The sequence below is a fragment of the Pseudomonas sp. TWR3-1-1 genome (assembly GCF_049896545.1).
Lineage (GTDB): Bacteria > Pseudomonadota > Gammaproteobacteria > Pseudomonadales > Pseudomonadaceae > Aquipseudomonas > Aquipseudomonas weihenstephanensis.
This window is the reverse complement of sequence record NZ_JAFCUO010000006.1, coordinates 262,952-276,424: the sequence shown is the minus strand read 5'-3', so window position 1 is coordinate 276,424 and position 13,473 is coordinate 262,952. Positions and strand designations below refer to the sequence as shown.

At 59.3% G+C, this 13,473-nt stretch carries 12 protein-coding genes; 8 read left to right on the top strand and 4 right to left on the bottom strand.

The annotated features are described in order from the left end of the window. Positions 1–30 precede the first annotated feature (30 nt). Entirely contained in the window at positions 31–696 is a 666-nt protein-coding gene (locus ACP7A4_RS15545) for an FKBP-type peptidyl-prolyl cis-trans isomerase (protein WP_059762232.1), read from the bottom strand. Positions 697–943: 247 nt separating this feature from the next. On the opposite strand from ACP7A4_RS15545, the gene ACP7A4_RS15540 reads away from it, so the two are divergent. After that, a complete protein-coding gene (locus tag ACP7A4_RS15540) occupies positions 944–1,840 on the top strand; it encodes an AlgP family protein (RefSeq protein ID WP_426247723.1) in 897 nt (298 codons plus the stop codon). Here ACP7A4_RS15540 and ACP7A4_RS15535 read toward each other — a convergent pair. Continuing rightward, positions 1,837–2,301 carry a TIGR02444 family protein gene (locus tag ACP7A4_RS15535; protein WP_426247722.1) on the bottom strand — a complete coding sequence of 155 codons (465 nt, stop codon included), beginning with the start codon at positions 2,299–2,301 and terminating at the stop codon, positions 1,837–1,839. The two genes, ACP7A4_RS15540 and ACP7A4_RS15535, sit on opposite strands and share 4 nt — an antisense overlap. Before the next feature lie 50 nt (positions 2,302–2,351). On the opposite strand from ACP7A4_RS15535, the gene ACP7A4_RS15530 reads away from it, so the two are divergent. From ACP7A4_RS15530 to ACP7A4_RS15510, 5 genes are all read left to right on the top strand, one after another. Further along, complete coding sequence (locus ACP7A4_RS15530) at positions 2,352–4,262, top strand: ATP-binding cassette domain-containing protein (RefSeq protein ID WP_048364712.1); 1,911 nt, start codon at positions 2,352–2,354, stop codon at positions 4,260–4,262. Beyond that, positions 4,262–4,819: a mechanosensitive ion channel family protein gene (locus tag ACP7A4_RS15525; RefSeq protein WP_059762235.1), complete on the top strand. Its 558-nt coding sequence runs from the start codon at positions 4,262–4,264 to the stop codon at positions 4,817–4,819. Before ACP7A4_RS15530 ends, ACP7A4_RS15525 begins: the two co-directional genes overlap by 1 nt. A gap of 99 nt (positions 4,820–4,918) precedes the next feature. Further along, entirely contained in the window at positions 4,919–5,551 is a 633-nt protein-coding gene (locus ACP7A4_RS15520; RefSeq protein WP_426247721.1) for a LysE family transporter, read from the top strand. Positions 5,552–5,617: 66 nt separating this feature from the next. Beyond that, complete coding sequence (locus tag ACP7A4_RS15515) at positions 5,618–7,516, top strand: cytochrome c/FTR1 family iron permease (protein ID WP_059762236.1); 1,899 nt, start codon at positions 5,618–5,620, stop codon at positions 7,514–7,516. 142 nt (positions 7,517–7,658) lie between these two features. Beyond that, positions 7,659–8,111, top strand: a complete 453-nt coding sequence (locus tag ACP7A4_RS15510; RefSeq protein ID WP_059762237.1) for a YaiI/YqxD family protein — start codon at positions 7,659–7,661, stop codon at positions 8,109–8,111. On the opposite strand, the gene elbB is transcribed toward ACP7A4_RS15510, so the two are convergent. Then, the gene (elbB, locus tag ACP7A4_RS15505) at positions 8,112–8,780 is read right to left on the bottom strand and encodes an isoprenoid biosynthesis glyoxalase ElbB (RefSeq protein ID WP_203303170.1); all 669 of its coding nucleotides are present in this window, start codon (positions 8,778–8,780) and stop codon (positions 8,112–8,114) included. A gap of 110 nt (positions 8,781–8,890) precedes the next feature. On the opposite strand from elbB, the gene ACP7A4_RS15500 reads away from it, so the two are divergent. Beyond that, positions 8,891–10,129: a sterol desaturase family protein gene (locus ACP7A4_RS15500; RefSeq protein ID WP_059762239.1), complete on the top strand. Its 1,239-nt coding sequence runs from the start codon at positions 8,891–8,893 to the stop codon at positions 10,127–10,129. Here ACP7A4_RS15500 and ACP7A4_RS15495 read toward each other — a convergent pair. Continuing rightward, the gene (locus ACP7A4_RS15495; protein WP_059762240.1) at positions 10,107–10,727 is read right to left on the bottom strand and encodes a DedA family protein; all 621 of its coding nucleotides are present in this window, start codon (positions 10,725–10,727) and stop codon (positions 10,107–10,109) included. The genes ACP7A4_RS15500 and ACP7A4_RS15495 overlap by 23 nt on opposite strands. A gap of 461 nt (positions 10,728–11,188) precedes the next feature. Between ACP7A4_RS15495 and ppk1 the strand changes: the two genes are divergently transcribed. After that, a complete protein-coding gene (ppk1, locus tag ACP7A4_RS15490) occupies positions 11,189–13,426 on the top strand; it encodes a polyphosphate kinase 1 (protein WP_059762241.1) in 2,238 nt (745 codons plus the stop codon). Positions 13,427–13,473: the final 47 nt, after the last annotated feature.

Sequence of the window (13,473 nt, the reverse complement as noted above, 5' to 3'; positions counted from 1 at the left end):
TCCACTCCAGGCGCGAGTGATCGGGGCCTTTTACTTTTTGGTATCGAGCAACTCGATTTCAAATACCAGCGGTGTGTAAGGTGCAATCAAATCACCTGCACCGTCGGCGCCATAGGCCTGATCAGACGGGATAACCAGTCGCCATTTTGCACCCACTGGCATCTGCACCAGTGCACTGCGCCATCCTGCGATCACGCTGTCTAGACGAAACCACTGCGCCTGAGTGCTCTGATCAAACACGGTGCCATCAGGCAGGCGTCCCACATAGTTCACTTTCACCCATCCTTGTGCATCAGGCTTTACGCCGCTGCCCGGTGTCAGTTCGGTCAAAATGATGCCGTCTGCCAGTTCGCGTACCTGCGGTTTTTGCTTTTCTCTGGTTAAAAAATCGCGCTCGGCCGAGAGGGCCAATTCACTTTGCGGCTGCGCCGTGGCGGCGTCGATCTGTGCCTGATGCTCAGCCAACACCTGCTCGATACGCTCATCGCTCAGTGCCAGGGCTTTACCTTGGTAGGCGCTGCGCAATCCTTCAATCAGCGCTTTAAGCTCTAAGTCAGGTACTTCTTCGCGCAGGCGCTCACCCAGGCTGGCGCCCAGGCTGTAGGCGAGGTCGTGTGCCGCACCGCTGCTGGTTGGCGGGGCTGCGTGCACCAGCGGTGCAAGGCAAAACACGGTCAGCAAAAGGTATCGCGCCATCGTCACTCTCCAGCCTCAAATGCGGGGGATTATGCCAGCGGTGCCTTTGGCATCGTGTTTTTATTCGCCTCAGGCAACAGGGTTTAATCAGGCATAGAAACGCGCGCGCAGGATAACTAAAACTTGATCCAGCACAAGTTTCTCGACGCCATGCAACCCGCAGCTATCGTTAGTGTCAACATGATCTAGCGGCGGTTCCTACAGAGGTCTAGTATGAGCCGCACTCACTTCAGCCAGGAGGTAAACCATGTCGGCCAAAAAGAAGCCCGTTAATACCCCGTTGCACCTGCTCCAACAGCTCTCAAGCAGCCTGCTTGAGCATTTGGAAAGCGCTTGTTCTCAAGCGTTGGCTGATGCTGAGAAACTGCTCGCCAAGCTTGAAAAGCAGCGCGGCAAAGCTCAGGAGAAACTGCACAAGGCGCGTGCCAAACTGCAAGACGCAGCCAATGCCGGTAAATCCAAGGCTCAGGCCAAGGCCAAGTCTGGCGTTAAAGAGCTTGAGCAACTGCTCGATACGCTGAAAGAACGCCAAACGCAAACCCGCGATTACATCCTGCAACTCAAGCGTGATGCTCAAGAAAGCTTGAAGCTGGCTCAAGGTGTGGGCCGCGTGAAAGAAGCAGTCGCCAAAGCGCTGACTACCCGTGAAGCCAAACCTGCCTCCAATGCCAAGAAGTCTGCGGCTAAAGCACCTGCCAAAGTAGCAGCCAAGGCACCCGCCAAAGCCCCTGTAAAAGCACCCGCAAAAGCAGCAGCCAAAACTGCGGCCAAAGCGCCTGCGCAAAAGCCTGCGACCAAGGCTGTTGCAGCCAAAGCCGCTGCGGCCAAGCCAGCAGCAAAAACCGCAGCAGCCAAACCTGCGGTCAAAACCGCTGCGGCCAAACCAGCTGCCAAGCCAGCCGTGGCCAAACCTGCTGTTGCCAAGCCAGCGGCAGCGGCAAAAGCGCCTGCCAAGCCAGCAGCCAAACCTGCGGCCAAACCCGCTGTAAAGCGTGTAGTGAGAAAACCGGTGGCTGCCAAGCCGGCCACTCCTGCGGCCAAGCCTGCCGCCGCCCCGGTTGCAGCGACAGCTTCCACTCCAGCGTCTACGCCAGCTCAGGCGCCTGCAACCACCTCCGCAACGACGCCAAACAGCGCCTCTTAAGCGCGGTTGATTGCGGCGCGCAGCGTTTGCAGCGCGCCGCAATCAGGTTGGCCAGCCAAGCTCGCCATCCTTTGCAGCCAGTCGCAATCCCCTTGCGATTGGTCTGAGGGCCACGACTGCGTCAGCGACTCCAATCGTCGCAGCACTGTTCGCTCAGCCTCCAGTTCCAATGCCTTGATCTGCCCTCGCAATGCACCCAGCGCCTCATCGTGCGCAGACGCTTCGCGCCATTGCGTTCGTAAATGACGCAAAGGTTGTACGACTTCGCGCTGCCATGGCTCGGCACAGTCGCTTAATTGCTTAAGACGAGCGTCATCGCACCTCACGCCGCGTTGCTCAAGCCAGGCCGCGCACAGCAGCAAGCACACGTCCAGGCCTTGGCTTTGCAGGTTCAGGCACGCGCGCTCGACACCGGGTCGGGCGTAGAGGTGTAAACAGGTGTTCCACAGATCAGGGTGCATAGTGCAATTAGCGCCAGTTGAGAGGGAAGCTGGTAGACTCCGCGGCCATTATGATCCGACTTCAGAACCTGACTTTACAGCGTGGTCCGCAACGTCTGCTAGAAGACGCCGAGCTGACCCTGCACGCCGGCCACAAAGCCGGTCTGGTCGGCGCCAATGGCGCCGGTAAATCCACTTTGTTCGCCTTGCTGCTGGGTGAGTTGACGCCTGATTCCGGGGACTGTCTGCTCCCGGCCGACTGGCGGATCGCCCACATGCGGCAAGAAATCGACACCCTCGATCGCATCGCGATTGATTACGTGCTCGATGGCGACCAGCGTTTGCGCCAAGTGCAAAACGATCTGGCCAAAGCCGAGGCCGACGAAGACGGCCCTGCCCAGGCGCGTCTGCACGCCGAACTGGACAGCGCCGACGGCTACACCGCCGATGCCCGCGCGCGCAAAATGCTTGCCGGTCTGGGCTTCACGAACGAGCAAATGGATCGCCCGGTCGCCGACTTTTCCGGCGGCTGGCGCATGCGTCTGAACCTGGCGCAAGCCTTGATGTGCCCCTCCGACCTGTTGTTGCTCGATGAACCGACCAACCACTTGGACCTCGACGCCATCCTGTGGCTCGAAGACTTTCTCAAGAACTATCCCGGCACCTTGCTGCTGATCTCTCACGACCGGGACTTCCTGGATGCCGTGGTGGATAACATCGCGCATGTCGATCAGCGCAAAATCACGCTCTATCGTGGCGGTTACAGCGCCTTTGAGCGTGCCCGTGCCGAGCGTCTGGCGCAGCAACAGCAAGCCTACGAGAAGCAGCAGGCGCAACGTGCGCACATGGAAAGCTACATTGCGCGCTTCAAGGCTCAGGCCACCAAGGCCCGTCAGGCCCAGAGCCGGATAAAAGCCCTTGAGCGCATGGAAGAGCTGAGTGCGGCGCATGTCGACTCACCATTCGACTTTGTGTTTCGTGAAGCCGTGAAGCTGTCCAGCCCGTTGCTGGACTTGTCTGATGCACGCTTGGGGTATGGCGAAAAAACCATCCTTGAGAAGGTCAAGCTGCAACTGGTGCCGGGTGCGCGTATCGGTCTGCTCGGCCCTAACGGTGCGGGCAAATCGACCCTGATCAAAAACCTTGCAGGCGAACTGGAGCCACTGTCAGGGCGTTTGGCCCGCGGTGAAAACCTGGTCGTCGGGTATTTTGCCCAGCATCAGCTCGACTCGCTGGACTCCAAGGCCAGCCCGTTGCTGCACATGCAGCGCCTGGCACCGACTGAGCGTGAACAAACCCTGCGTGATTTTCTCGGCGGTTTCGACTTCCGTGGCCCGCGTTGTGATGAGCCGGTACTGAACTTCTCCGGCGGCGAGAAAGCTCGCCTGGCCTTGGCCTTGATCGCCTGGGGCCGCCCCAACCTGTTGCTGCTCGACGAACCGACCAACCACCTTGACCTCGAAATGCGTCTGGCGCTGACCATGGCCTTGCAAGAGTTCAGCGGTGCGGTACTGGTGGTGTCTCACGATCGGCATTTGCTCAAAAGCACCACGGATGAGTTCTTGTTGGTCGCTGATGGCAAAGTGCAGGAATTCGACGGTGACCTCGAAGACTATGCGCGTTGGTTAGCCGATTACCGCCTGCGCAACGCGCCGGCCAGTACCACGCCGATCAACCCGGACAAGACTGACAAAAAGGCTCAGCGTCAGGCCGCCGCCGCGCTGCGTCAGCAGTTGGCGCCCCACAAGCGCGAAGCCGACAAGCTTGAAAGCGAGTTGGGCAAGGTCAACGAGAAGCTGGCCAAAATTGAAGTCAGCCTCGGCGACAGCGCTGTTTACGAAGCCGCCCGCAAGGACGAACTGCGTGAGCTGCTGGCTGAGCAAGCCAAGCTCAAAGTGCTCGAAGGCCAGTTGGAAGAGCGCTGGATGGAAGCCCTCGAAGTGCTTGAAACCTTGCAAGCAGAACTGGAAGCCTTGTCCTGATGGAAGCTCTGCACCTGCCCGTGCCCGCCGAGCTGATCGCGCCGCTGTGGATTGGCGTGCAGATCTTGCTGATTCTGTTGGCGGGTTATTTTTTGCAGCGCGGCATTGCCCGTTTTCTTAACCGTCTGGGTCAGCGTTACCCGCTGCCGCCGCAGTTGTTGATGCCGCTGCGCGGTGGTTTGCGCTGGTTCATCATGGGCAGCGCGGTGATTATCGTGCTGGAGCGCCTCGGGGTGTCAGCCACGGTGCTGTGGACGGCGCTCTCGGGGTTTGTCGCGGTGGCGGCAATCGCCTTCTTCGCGATGTGGAGCGTGCTTTCCAACCTGCTGTGCGCGGTACTGATCTTCACCGTCGGCCCGTTTCGGATCGGCGACGTGGTTGAATTGCTCGACACGCTGGACAAGCCGGGCGTCAAAGGCCGGGTGGTGGCGATCAATTTGCTCTACACCACACTGATCGAACCCGCAGAAGCGGGCAGTGGCAGCAGCATGGTGCAAGTGCCCAATAGCCTGTTCTTCCAGCGTTCTGTTCGCCGCTGGCGCGAAGGTGACGTTTAAACGCTCCTGCAAGGTGTGGCGCAAAAAAACCAGTGGTTAATTTTCAGCCAGCGCATTAGTTTTAAGGGCGTGTTACTGATTTTGTCCGAGAGGTGTGCGATGTCGCTGGAAACATGGTTGGCCTTTTTTGCGGCGTCCTGGGTGATCAGCCTGTCGCCGGGTGCCGGTGCAATTGCGTCGATGTCATGCGGGCTGCAATACGGTTTTTGGCGCGGCTATTGGAACGCCCTCGGCCTGCAACTGGGCCTGGCCTTGCAAATCGCCATCGTTGCCGCCGGGGTAGGCGCCATTCTCGCCGCGTCCTCCACCGCGTTTTACGCCATCAAATGGTTTGGCGTGGTCTACCTGATCTACCTCGCGGTCAAACAATGGCGCGCCTTGCCCGCCGACCTCAGCGATGACGCTGCCGTGCGTCCTATTGGCAAACCGCTGGCGCTGGTGTTTCGCGGCTTCCTGGTCAATGTCAGCAATCCCAAGGCGCTGGTGTTTATGCTCGCGGTGTTACCGCAGTTTGTAGACCCGCACGCGCCGCTGTTGTCTCAGTACTTGATCCTCGGCACGACCATGATCTGCGTCGACCTGATTGTGATGGCCGGCTACACCGGGTTGGCGTCCAAGGTGCTGCGTTTGCTGCGCACGCCCAAACAACAGCGGCGCATGAATCGCACGTTTGCCGGTTTGTTTGTGGGCGCGGCGGGGTTTCTGGCCACGCTGCACCGCGCAACGACGTAAAGACCTTGAGTCATTGGGAAGGGAAGTGAACAATGTGTTACTTCTCATTTCCAGCCGGATTTTTCGATGACCGCCCGCTCGCGTTTTTTGGCATGGCTGATGCTGCCCGTGCTCGCGTTGTGCAGCCTTGCTGTGTCTGCCAACTCCCCGGAAGGTGCCTCACAGGCACTTCACCTCATTGACTACATTGGTGCCGATTACCCGCCTACGGTTGAAGACGGCAAAGTCATCGACGAAACCGAGTATCACGAGCAACTGGAGTTTTTGGCCGTCCTCAAAGGGCTGATCGCCGATTTGCCCGAGCGTGCGCAGCGGGCTGAACTGGTGCAGGGCGTGAACGCGCTGCAAACCGCCATCGAGCAACGCGAAGACGGCGCCGCCGTGGCCCGTGAAGCGCGGCAGTTGGGGGCCAAGTTGGCCGTGGCCTACGAGGTCAGCCAGGCGCCGGTCATCACGCCAGACCCCACGCGTGGCGCGCCGCTGTACGCCCAGCATTGTTCGGTGTGTCACGGCGAAGCCGGAGCTGGCGATGGCCCGGCTGGCGTAGGCATGACCCCGCCACCTGCCAATTTGCGCGACGCAGGGCGCCTCGACCGCTTGAGCCTGTACGCGATCTACAACACGTTGGGGCTGGGCGTTGAAGGCACCGACATGCCGTCCTTTGCCGACCAGCTGGATGAGCGTCAGCGCTGGGACCTGGCCACTTATATCGCGGGCCTGAGCGCTGATCCAAACGCGGCAAAGGCAGACAAAACCTACAACCTGGCTGACCTTGCGCGCCAAACGCCTAATGAAGTGTTGGCCGCCGAAGGCCCGCAAGCCGCTGCCACCTTCCGTGCACAACGCGCGCAACCACCGCAGGTAGTGCGTGGCCCTGCGCAACTGCTCGATTACACCAGCGCCACCCTCGACAAAAGCCTGGCGGCTTACCGCGCGGGGGATCGCGAACAGGCCTACGACTTGTCTGTGGCCGCCTATCTGGAAGGCTTTGAGCTGGTTGAAAGCTCACTGGATAACGTCGACAGCAACGTGCGTAAAAGCACGGAGAAAGCCCTGATGGCCTATCGTCAGTCGTTGCAGGACGGCTTGCCGATTGAGCAGGTCGAGCAGCGTCTGGAGGCAGCCAAAGCGCTGCTCAAGGCGTCGGCAGGCTTGCTGGGCAGCGATGGCCTGAGCTGGTCGTTGAGCTACATTTCGGGTTTGCTGATTTTGTTGCGTGAGGGCCTGGAAGCCATTCTGGTGTTGGCCGCGATTCTGGCCTTTTTGCGCAACACCGGCCAGCAATCGGCCGTGCGCAGTGTGAACGTGGGCTGGGCGCTGGCATTGGTCGCCGGGCTGGCCACTTGGGCGCTGGCGGCTTATGTGATCGACGTCAGCGGCGCACAACGCGAATTGCTGGAAGGTTGCACTGCACTGTTCGCCAGCGTCATGGTGTTGTGGCTAGGCGTGTGGATGCACGACCGCCGACATGCTGCGGCGTGGCAGGACTACATCAAAAGCAGCTTGGTCAGCGGTGGCGGGCGATTTGGCTTTGCGATTCTGGCGTTCTTCTCGGTGTACCGCGAACTGTTTGAAGTGATCCTGTTTTACGAAACCCTGTGGCTGCAAGCGGGGCCGGCCGGTCACAACGCTGTCTTGGCAGGCGGTGCTACAGCGCTGGTGCTGTTGATCGGCCTGGCATGGGTCATTCTTCGCGGTTCGGCCAAATTGCCGCTGGCGATGTTCTTCGGCATTAACGCCGCCTTGTTGTGCGCGCTGTCGGTAGTGTTCGCAGGCCACGGTGTGAAAGCGCTGCAAGAGGCCGGTATTTTCGGCACGCGGCCGGTGCCGTTCTTCGAGTTCGACTGGCTGGGCATTCATGCCGATGCTTATTCCCTCGGAGCACAGGCCGTCGCCCTTTTGGCCATCATCGTGCTGTACAGCCGCAGTAAATGGGCTGAAAAACGTCGGGTGCAGGCTTCGTAGATCACCATGGGTTACGAGCGCTTCGACAGCGACTACACCGTGGGGATGTACATTCTGTAGTCGTTGGCATAGGCGGCAGCGAAGGCCTAGGCCTTGGCTGTTTGATCACAGGGCGAGGCCCTACTTTTTACAGGAGCGCACCATGCGTGTCTGGATCGATGCCGACGCGTGCCCCAAGGCCGCGAAGGATCAAGTCATAAAATTCGCCTTGAAGCGTCAGTTTGAAGTGGTGCTGGTGGCTGGGCAGAGTCAGATCAAACCCACGTATGCGTTGGTCAAGTTGATCGTGGTGCCCAGTGGCCCGGATGCGGCAGATGATTATCTGGTCGAGCACGCGGTGCCCGGCGAGTTGGTGATTTGCAGCGATGTGCCGCTGGCCGACCGGCTGGTGAAGAAGGGCGTGGCCGCGCTGGACCCGCGTGGTAAAGAGTTCGACCCGCAAAACATGGGTGAACGGCTGGCGGTGCGTAACTTGTTTACCGACCTGCGCGAGCAAGGGCAAATGGGCGGCGGGCAGGGCGCGTATGGCGAACGTGAGAAGCAAGCGTTCGCCAATGCGCTGGACCGCATCCTGACGCGTTTGACGCGGGCGTGATCAATCCCCTTCGTGGGTCAGTTCAAGCACGCGGTCGACCATCTTGTTGATCCCCGACGCCGCTTCGCTGATGGAGTGCGCCAACATATAGGCAGGCGTGCTGACCAGCTTGCGGGCTTTGTCTTCGACAATCTCCGACACCTCGCACTCTTGGTGAATGGCGCCCATTTTGGTCACCGCGCTGGCGGTATCGGCATCTTTGCCAATGGTGCAGGTCACGCCAGGGCCGTAGATTTTGGCGGCGATGGCAGGTGAGATGCACATCAGGCCCACCGGCTTGGCCGCCTCGGCAAAGGCTTCAGCCAGAGCCAGCACGTCGGCTTGCACTGTGCATTTGTCGCCTTCGGTGGCGAAGCTTGAAAGGTTTTTTGCCGCACCAAACCCGCCCGGCACGATCAGCGCGTCGAAGTCGTCGACTTTCGCTTCACGGATATCCTTGATGTCGCCACGGGCAATGCGCGCAGACTCAACCAGCACGTTACGCGACTCGGGCATCTCTTCGCCGGTCAGGTGGTTGATGACGTGCAGCTGCGCAATGTTGGGCGCGAAACACTGAACCTTGGCGCCACGTTGATCGAGGCGCAGCAGGGTGATAACACTTTCGTGGATTTCGGCCCCGTCGTAGACGCCGCAACCCGACAAAATCACAGCCACTTTTTTCTGGGTCATGTTGGTTCTCCTAGTACGTGGCGCTAATGTCGCCTGATTTGGCACTTGATGCCATAGGGTGTTCATGCAAACCCGGCCTACGCTTGTAGGAACATTGGTCGGGGTGCGCCATGAAGCTGATTTTGTATGCAGTGCCGTTTTTCTTTGTGCTGATCGCGATCGAACTGCTGGCCGACCGCTGGCGCGGCATGCGCACTTATCGGCTGGCCGACACCATCAGCAGCCTGAGCACCGGCGTGCTGTCGACCACCACCGGTTTGCTGACCAAAGGCGTGGGTCTGGTGACCTATGCCCTGGCGCTCGACCATCTGGCCTTGATCAGGCTGCCCGAAGACAGTGGCTGGGTGTGGCTGTTTGCGTTCGTGCTGTATGACTTTTGCTACTACTGGCACCACCGCCTTGGGCATGAGCGCAATGTGCTGTGGGCGGCGCACTCGGTGCATCACCAAAGCGAGGACTACAACTTGTCCACCGCTCTGCGTCAGACCAGCACCGGTTTTATATTCGGCTGGGTGTTTTACCTGCCGATGGCCGTGCTTGGCGTACCGTTGCTGGTGTTCGTCACCGTGGCGACGCTCAATTTGCTTTATCAATTCTGGGTACACACCCGTCACGTGCCCAAGTTGGGCTGGTTCGAGTGGTGCTTTGTTTCGCCGTCCAATCACCGGGCTCACCATGCGCAGAATGCTCTCTACATGGATCGCAATTACGGCGGGGTGTTCATTTTTTGGGATCGCCTGTTTGGCACCTTCCAGGAAGAAGATGACGCCGAACCGGTCATTTTCGGCGTGACCACGCCGCTGTCGAGCTGGAACCCGCTGTGGGCCAATTGGCAGTTTTATGCCCAACTGTTGGCTGATGCGCGGCGCACTGAGCGCTGGTGGGACAAAGTGCGCATCTGGTTTATGCCCACCGGCTGGCGCCCGGCGGATGTGGCGGGCAAGCACCCGGTGAACAAGCCCGATTTGAGTCAATTCAAAAAGTTTGAGGTGGCGCTGCCGCTACCGCAGCAGGTGTATATCGCCCTGCAATTTGCGGTGTATGTGGGGTTGGGCAGTTATCTGCTCAATCTGGGCGAGCATTTAGCGCCCCAGGCATTGCTGTTGGGCTGGGGTTACATGGCGCTAGGTCTGTTTGTGTTGGGGGCCGGGCTTGAGAATCGGCCCTGGGCATTGCGTCTTGAGGGGGTGCGCCTGGCGCTGAACGTGCCGCTGGTGTGGCTGGCCCCGTGGGCGGGGCTGTGGCCGGCCAGCGCGTGGGGCTGGGTCGGCCTGTTCAGTTACAGCGCCTTGAGCGTGATGGGCCTGTACGCGTGCAGAGCCAGGGTTACTCCGCTGGCGGAGTGTTAGCCTCGCCTGCCTTTTGTTTGGCTTCTTCAAGGGCGATTTGTTTGGCTTGGCGCGCATTTTTGAAGCGCCGACGGATCCACAGGCAGACGCCCAGCACCAGCAATGCACCCAATACCCATAACTCATACTTTTTGACGCTGCCGAGCAGGCCTTCAAGCACCGCGCCAAAGTGGTAGGCGGCAGTCGCCAGCGCGATGGCCCAGATGGCCGCGCCAATGCCGTTGAGCAGCAAGTAGCGGCCCGGCGGGTAGCCGGACAAACCAATCGCGACAGGCATGACGGTGCGCAGGCCGTAGACGAAGCGAAAGCTCAAGACCCAGATGTCGGGGTGCTTGCGAATGTGCTCCAGTGCCTTGTCGCCCATGAGTTGCCAGCGCGGCTTGCGCGCCAACAGTTTGCGGCCATGCTTGCGCCCCAGGAAGTACCACAGCTGATCGCCGGCATAACTGCCGAGGAACGCCACGATCATCACCAGTTTGAGGTCCATGTATCCGCGGAACGCCAAGAAGCCTGCGAGAACCAGAATGGTCTCACCTTCAAAGAACGTCCCTAGAAACAGGGCGAAGTAGCCGAATTCTTGAAGAAATTGTTGGAGCATTGTCTGGGTGCTGGCGAAATGAACGCGCAGCCTACGCCTTCAAGCGCGTGTATGAAAGTATCGAAATGTGTCTTGCCGTGAACAAATCCTACAATGCATATGGTTTTGACTTACGTCATGAGCGCTGTCATCTGCTGTTCATGAGGCGCCGGTATAAAGGTCGCGCGCGTTCAGGTCTGGGGCAAACGGGATTTTTCAGGCGCTGATCAACACGGCGCTGCGCACGGCTTGGCCGACTAAAGTCGAACCGTCTACACAGTCCGTTACCCAATGGTCGCGGCGACGCGGTACTGGCCTCAGAACAATTTCACGAAATCACCCTCTAAGTAGGCCTCAGCCCGCATAAAGCGCCTTTGAGCGGTTTAATCCCGCAGGCGTTGGTGGCATTCTGGCTGTCAACTTGACTGGCCGCGCCGCTTAACTGTTACGAGAGTCAAACCCGCTCTTATCAGGAACTTTCAATGAATACCGAAGGACAGACAGAACTCGTTGCCACTGAGCCTCAACCGATGGTTGAGCAGGTCTCTGAAACCCCGCCCACGCCCGAGGTGCACGCGCCCGCAGCGGCCGAGCCGCATGCCGCGGCGCATCCGGCGATTGCCATTCCGGGCCTGGATGACAGCAGCCTGTATATCCATCGTGAGTTGTCGCAATTGCAGTTCAACATTCGCGTGCTGGAACAGGCGCTGGATGAGTCCTACCCGTTACTTGAACGCCTGAAATTTCTGCTGATCTTCTCCAGCAACCTCGACGAATTCTTCGAAATTCGCGTCGCGGGTCTGAAGAAGCAAATTACCTTTGCCCGTGAACAGGCCGGTGCCGACGGTTTGCAGCCGCATCAGGCGTTGGCGCGCATCAGTGAACTGGTGCATGGCCATGTCGATCGCCAATACGCGATACTCAACGACATCCTGTTGCCTGAGCTTGAAAAGCATCAGGTGCGCTTCATTCGTCGGCGTCACTGGAACACCAAGATCAAAGCCTGGGTGCGTAAATTCTTCCGCGATGAGATCGCACCGATCATCACCCCGATTGGCCTTGATCCTACGCACCCATTCCCGTTGCTGGTGAACAAGAGCCTCAACTTCATTGTTGAGCTCGAAGGCATTGATGCATTCGGCCGTGATTCTGGCCTGGCAATCATCCCCGCCCCGCGTTTGCTGCCGCGTGTAATCAAAGTGCCGGAAGATGTCGGTGGGCCGGGCGATAACTATGTGTTCCTGTCGTCGATGATCCATGCGCATGCCGATGACTTGTTTCAGGGCATGAAGGTCAAGGGTTGCTACCAGTTCCGTCTGACCCGAAACGCCGATCTGGCGGTCGATACTGAAGATGTAGAAGACCTGGCCCGTGCACTGCGCGGCGAATTGTTCTCGCGTCGTTATGGTGACGCGGTGCGTCTGGAAGTGGCTGATACCTGCCCTAAACATCTGTCGGATTACCTGCTCAAGCAGTTCAATCTGCACGAAACCGAGCTGTACACGGTTAACGGCCCGGTGAACCTCACGCGGCTGTTTAGCATCACGGGCCTGGACAGCCATCCCGAGCTGCAATACACACCGTTTACCCCGGCGATTCCGAAGTTGTTGCAGAACAGCGAAAATATTTTCAGTGTGGTCAGCAAACAGGACATCTTGCTGCTGCACCCGTTTGAGTCGTTTACCCCGGTGGTTGATTTGCTGCGTCAGGCCGCCAAAGACCCGCATGTGCTGGCCGTGCGCCAGACGCTGTACCGCAGCGGCGCCAACTCCGAAATCGTTGACGCGCTGGTGGACGCTGCGCGTAACGGCAAGGAAGTGACCGCAGTCGTTGAGTTGCGCGCCCGCTTTGACGAAGAGTCCAACCTGCAACTGGCCAGCCGTCTGCAAGCGGCCGGTGCGGTGGTGATTTACGGGGTGGTGGGCTTTAAGACTCACGCCAAGATGATGCTGATTCTGCGTCGCGAGGCAGGCGAGATCGTGCGTTACGCGCATTTGGGCACGGGTAACTACCACGCGGGTAACGCGCGGTTGTACACCGACTACAGCTTGCTGACCTCCGATGATGCGCTGTGCGAAGACGTCGGCAAGTTGTTCAGCCAGTTGATCGGCATGGGCAAGACGCTGCGCATGAAGAAGCTGCTGCACGCGCCGTTCACGCTGAAGAAGGGCATGCTCGATATGATCGCCCGCGAAACGCAATTCGCGCTGGAGGGCAAACCTGCGCACATCATCGCCAAGTTCAACTCATTGACCGACCCTAAAATCATTCGTGCGTTGTACAAGGCCAGCCAGTCCGGCGTGCGGATCGATTTGATCGTGCGCGGCATGTGCTGCCTGCGTCCGGGGATTGCGGGGGTGTCGCACAACATTCACGTACGCTCGATCATCGGCCGCTTTTTGGAGCACACCCGGGTGTTCTACTTCCTCAACGGCGGGGAAGAGCAGATGTTCCTGTCGAGTGCCGACTGGATGGAGCGCAACCTGGATAAGCGCGTCGAGACGTGCTTCCCGATTGAAGGCAAAAAGCTGATTTTGCGGGTCAAGAAAGAGTTGGAGTGCTACCTGACCGACAACACCCACAGCTGGAGCTTGCAGTCGGACGGGCGTTACATTCGCAACACGCCAACCGGCAACCAAAATCCGCGCAGCGCCCAGGCCACTTTGCTTGAGCGTTTGAGCCTGCCGGTATTGACCGTCAACACCGGCCCATCGGTGTAAGTAACCGCCCGGTGTCGTAGCCGCTGCGCCAGCGGCTACGCAGGCTC

Bases quoted from the DNA above. Each gene is read 5' to 3' on its own strand.
- ACP7A4_RS15510 (WP_059762237.1), top strand. From the start codon at position 7,659: ATGCGTGTCTGGATCGATGCCGACGCGTGCCCCAAGGCCGCGAAGGAT.
- elbB (WP_203303170.1), bottom strand. From the start codon at position 8,780: ATGACCCAGAAAAAAGTGGCTGTGATTTTGTCGGGTTGCGGCGTCTAC.
- ACP7A4_RS15495 (WP_059762240.1), bottom strand. From the start codon at position 10,727: ATGCTCCAACAATTTCTTCAAGAATTCGGCTACTTCGCCCTGTTTCTA.
- ppk1 (WP_059762241.1), top strand. From the start codon at position 11,189: ATGAATACCGAAGGACAGACAGAACTCGTTGCCACTGAGCCTCAACCG.
- ACP7A4_RS15525 (WP_059762235.1), top strand. From the start codon at position 4,262: ATGGAAGCTCTGCACCTGCCCGTGCCCGCCGAGCTGATCGCGCCGCTG.
- ACP7A4_RS15500 (WP_059762239.1), top strand. From the start codon at position 8,891: ATGAAGCTGATTTTGTATGCAGTGCCGTTTTTCTTTGTGCTGATCGCG.
- ACP7A4_RS15515 (WP_059762236.1), top strand. From the start codon at position 5,618: ATGACCGCCCGCTCGCGTTTTTTGGCATGGCTGATGCTGCCCGTGCTC.
- ACP7A4_RS15530 (WP_048364712.1), top strand. From the start codon at position 2,352: ATGATCCGACTTCAGAACCTGACTTTACAGCGTGGTCCGCAACGTCTG.
- ACP7A4_RS15540 (WP_426247723.1), top strand. From the start codon at position 944: ATGTCGGCCAAAAAGAAGCCCGTTAATACCCCGTTGCACCTGCTCCAA.
- ACP7A4_RS15535 (WP_426247722.1), bottom strand. From the start codon at position 2,301: ATGCACCCTGATCTGTGGAACACCTGTTTACACCTCTACGCCCGACCC.
- ACP7A4_RS15520 (WP_426247721.1), top strand. From the start codon at position 4,919: ATGTCGCTGGAAACATGGTTGGCCTTTTTTGCGGCGTCCTGGGTGATC.
- ACP7A4_RS15545 (WP_059762232.1), bottom strand. From the start codon at position 696: ATGGCGCGATACCTTTTGCTGACCGTGTTTTGCCTTGCACCGCTGGTG.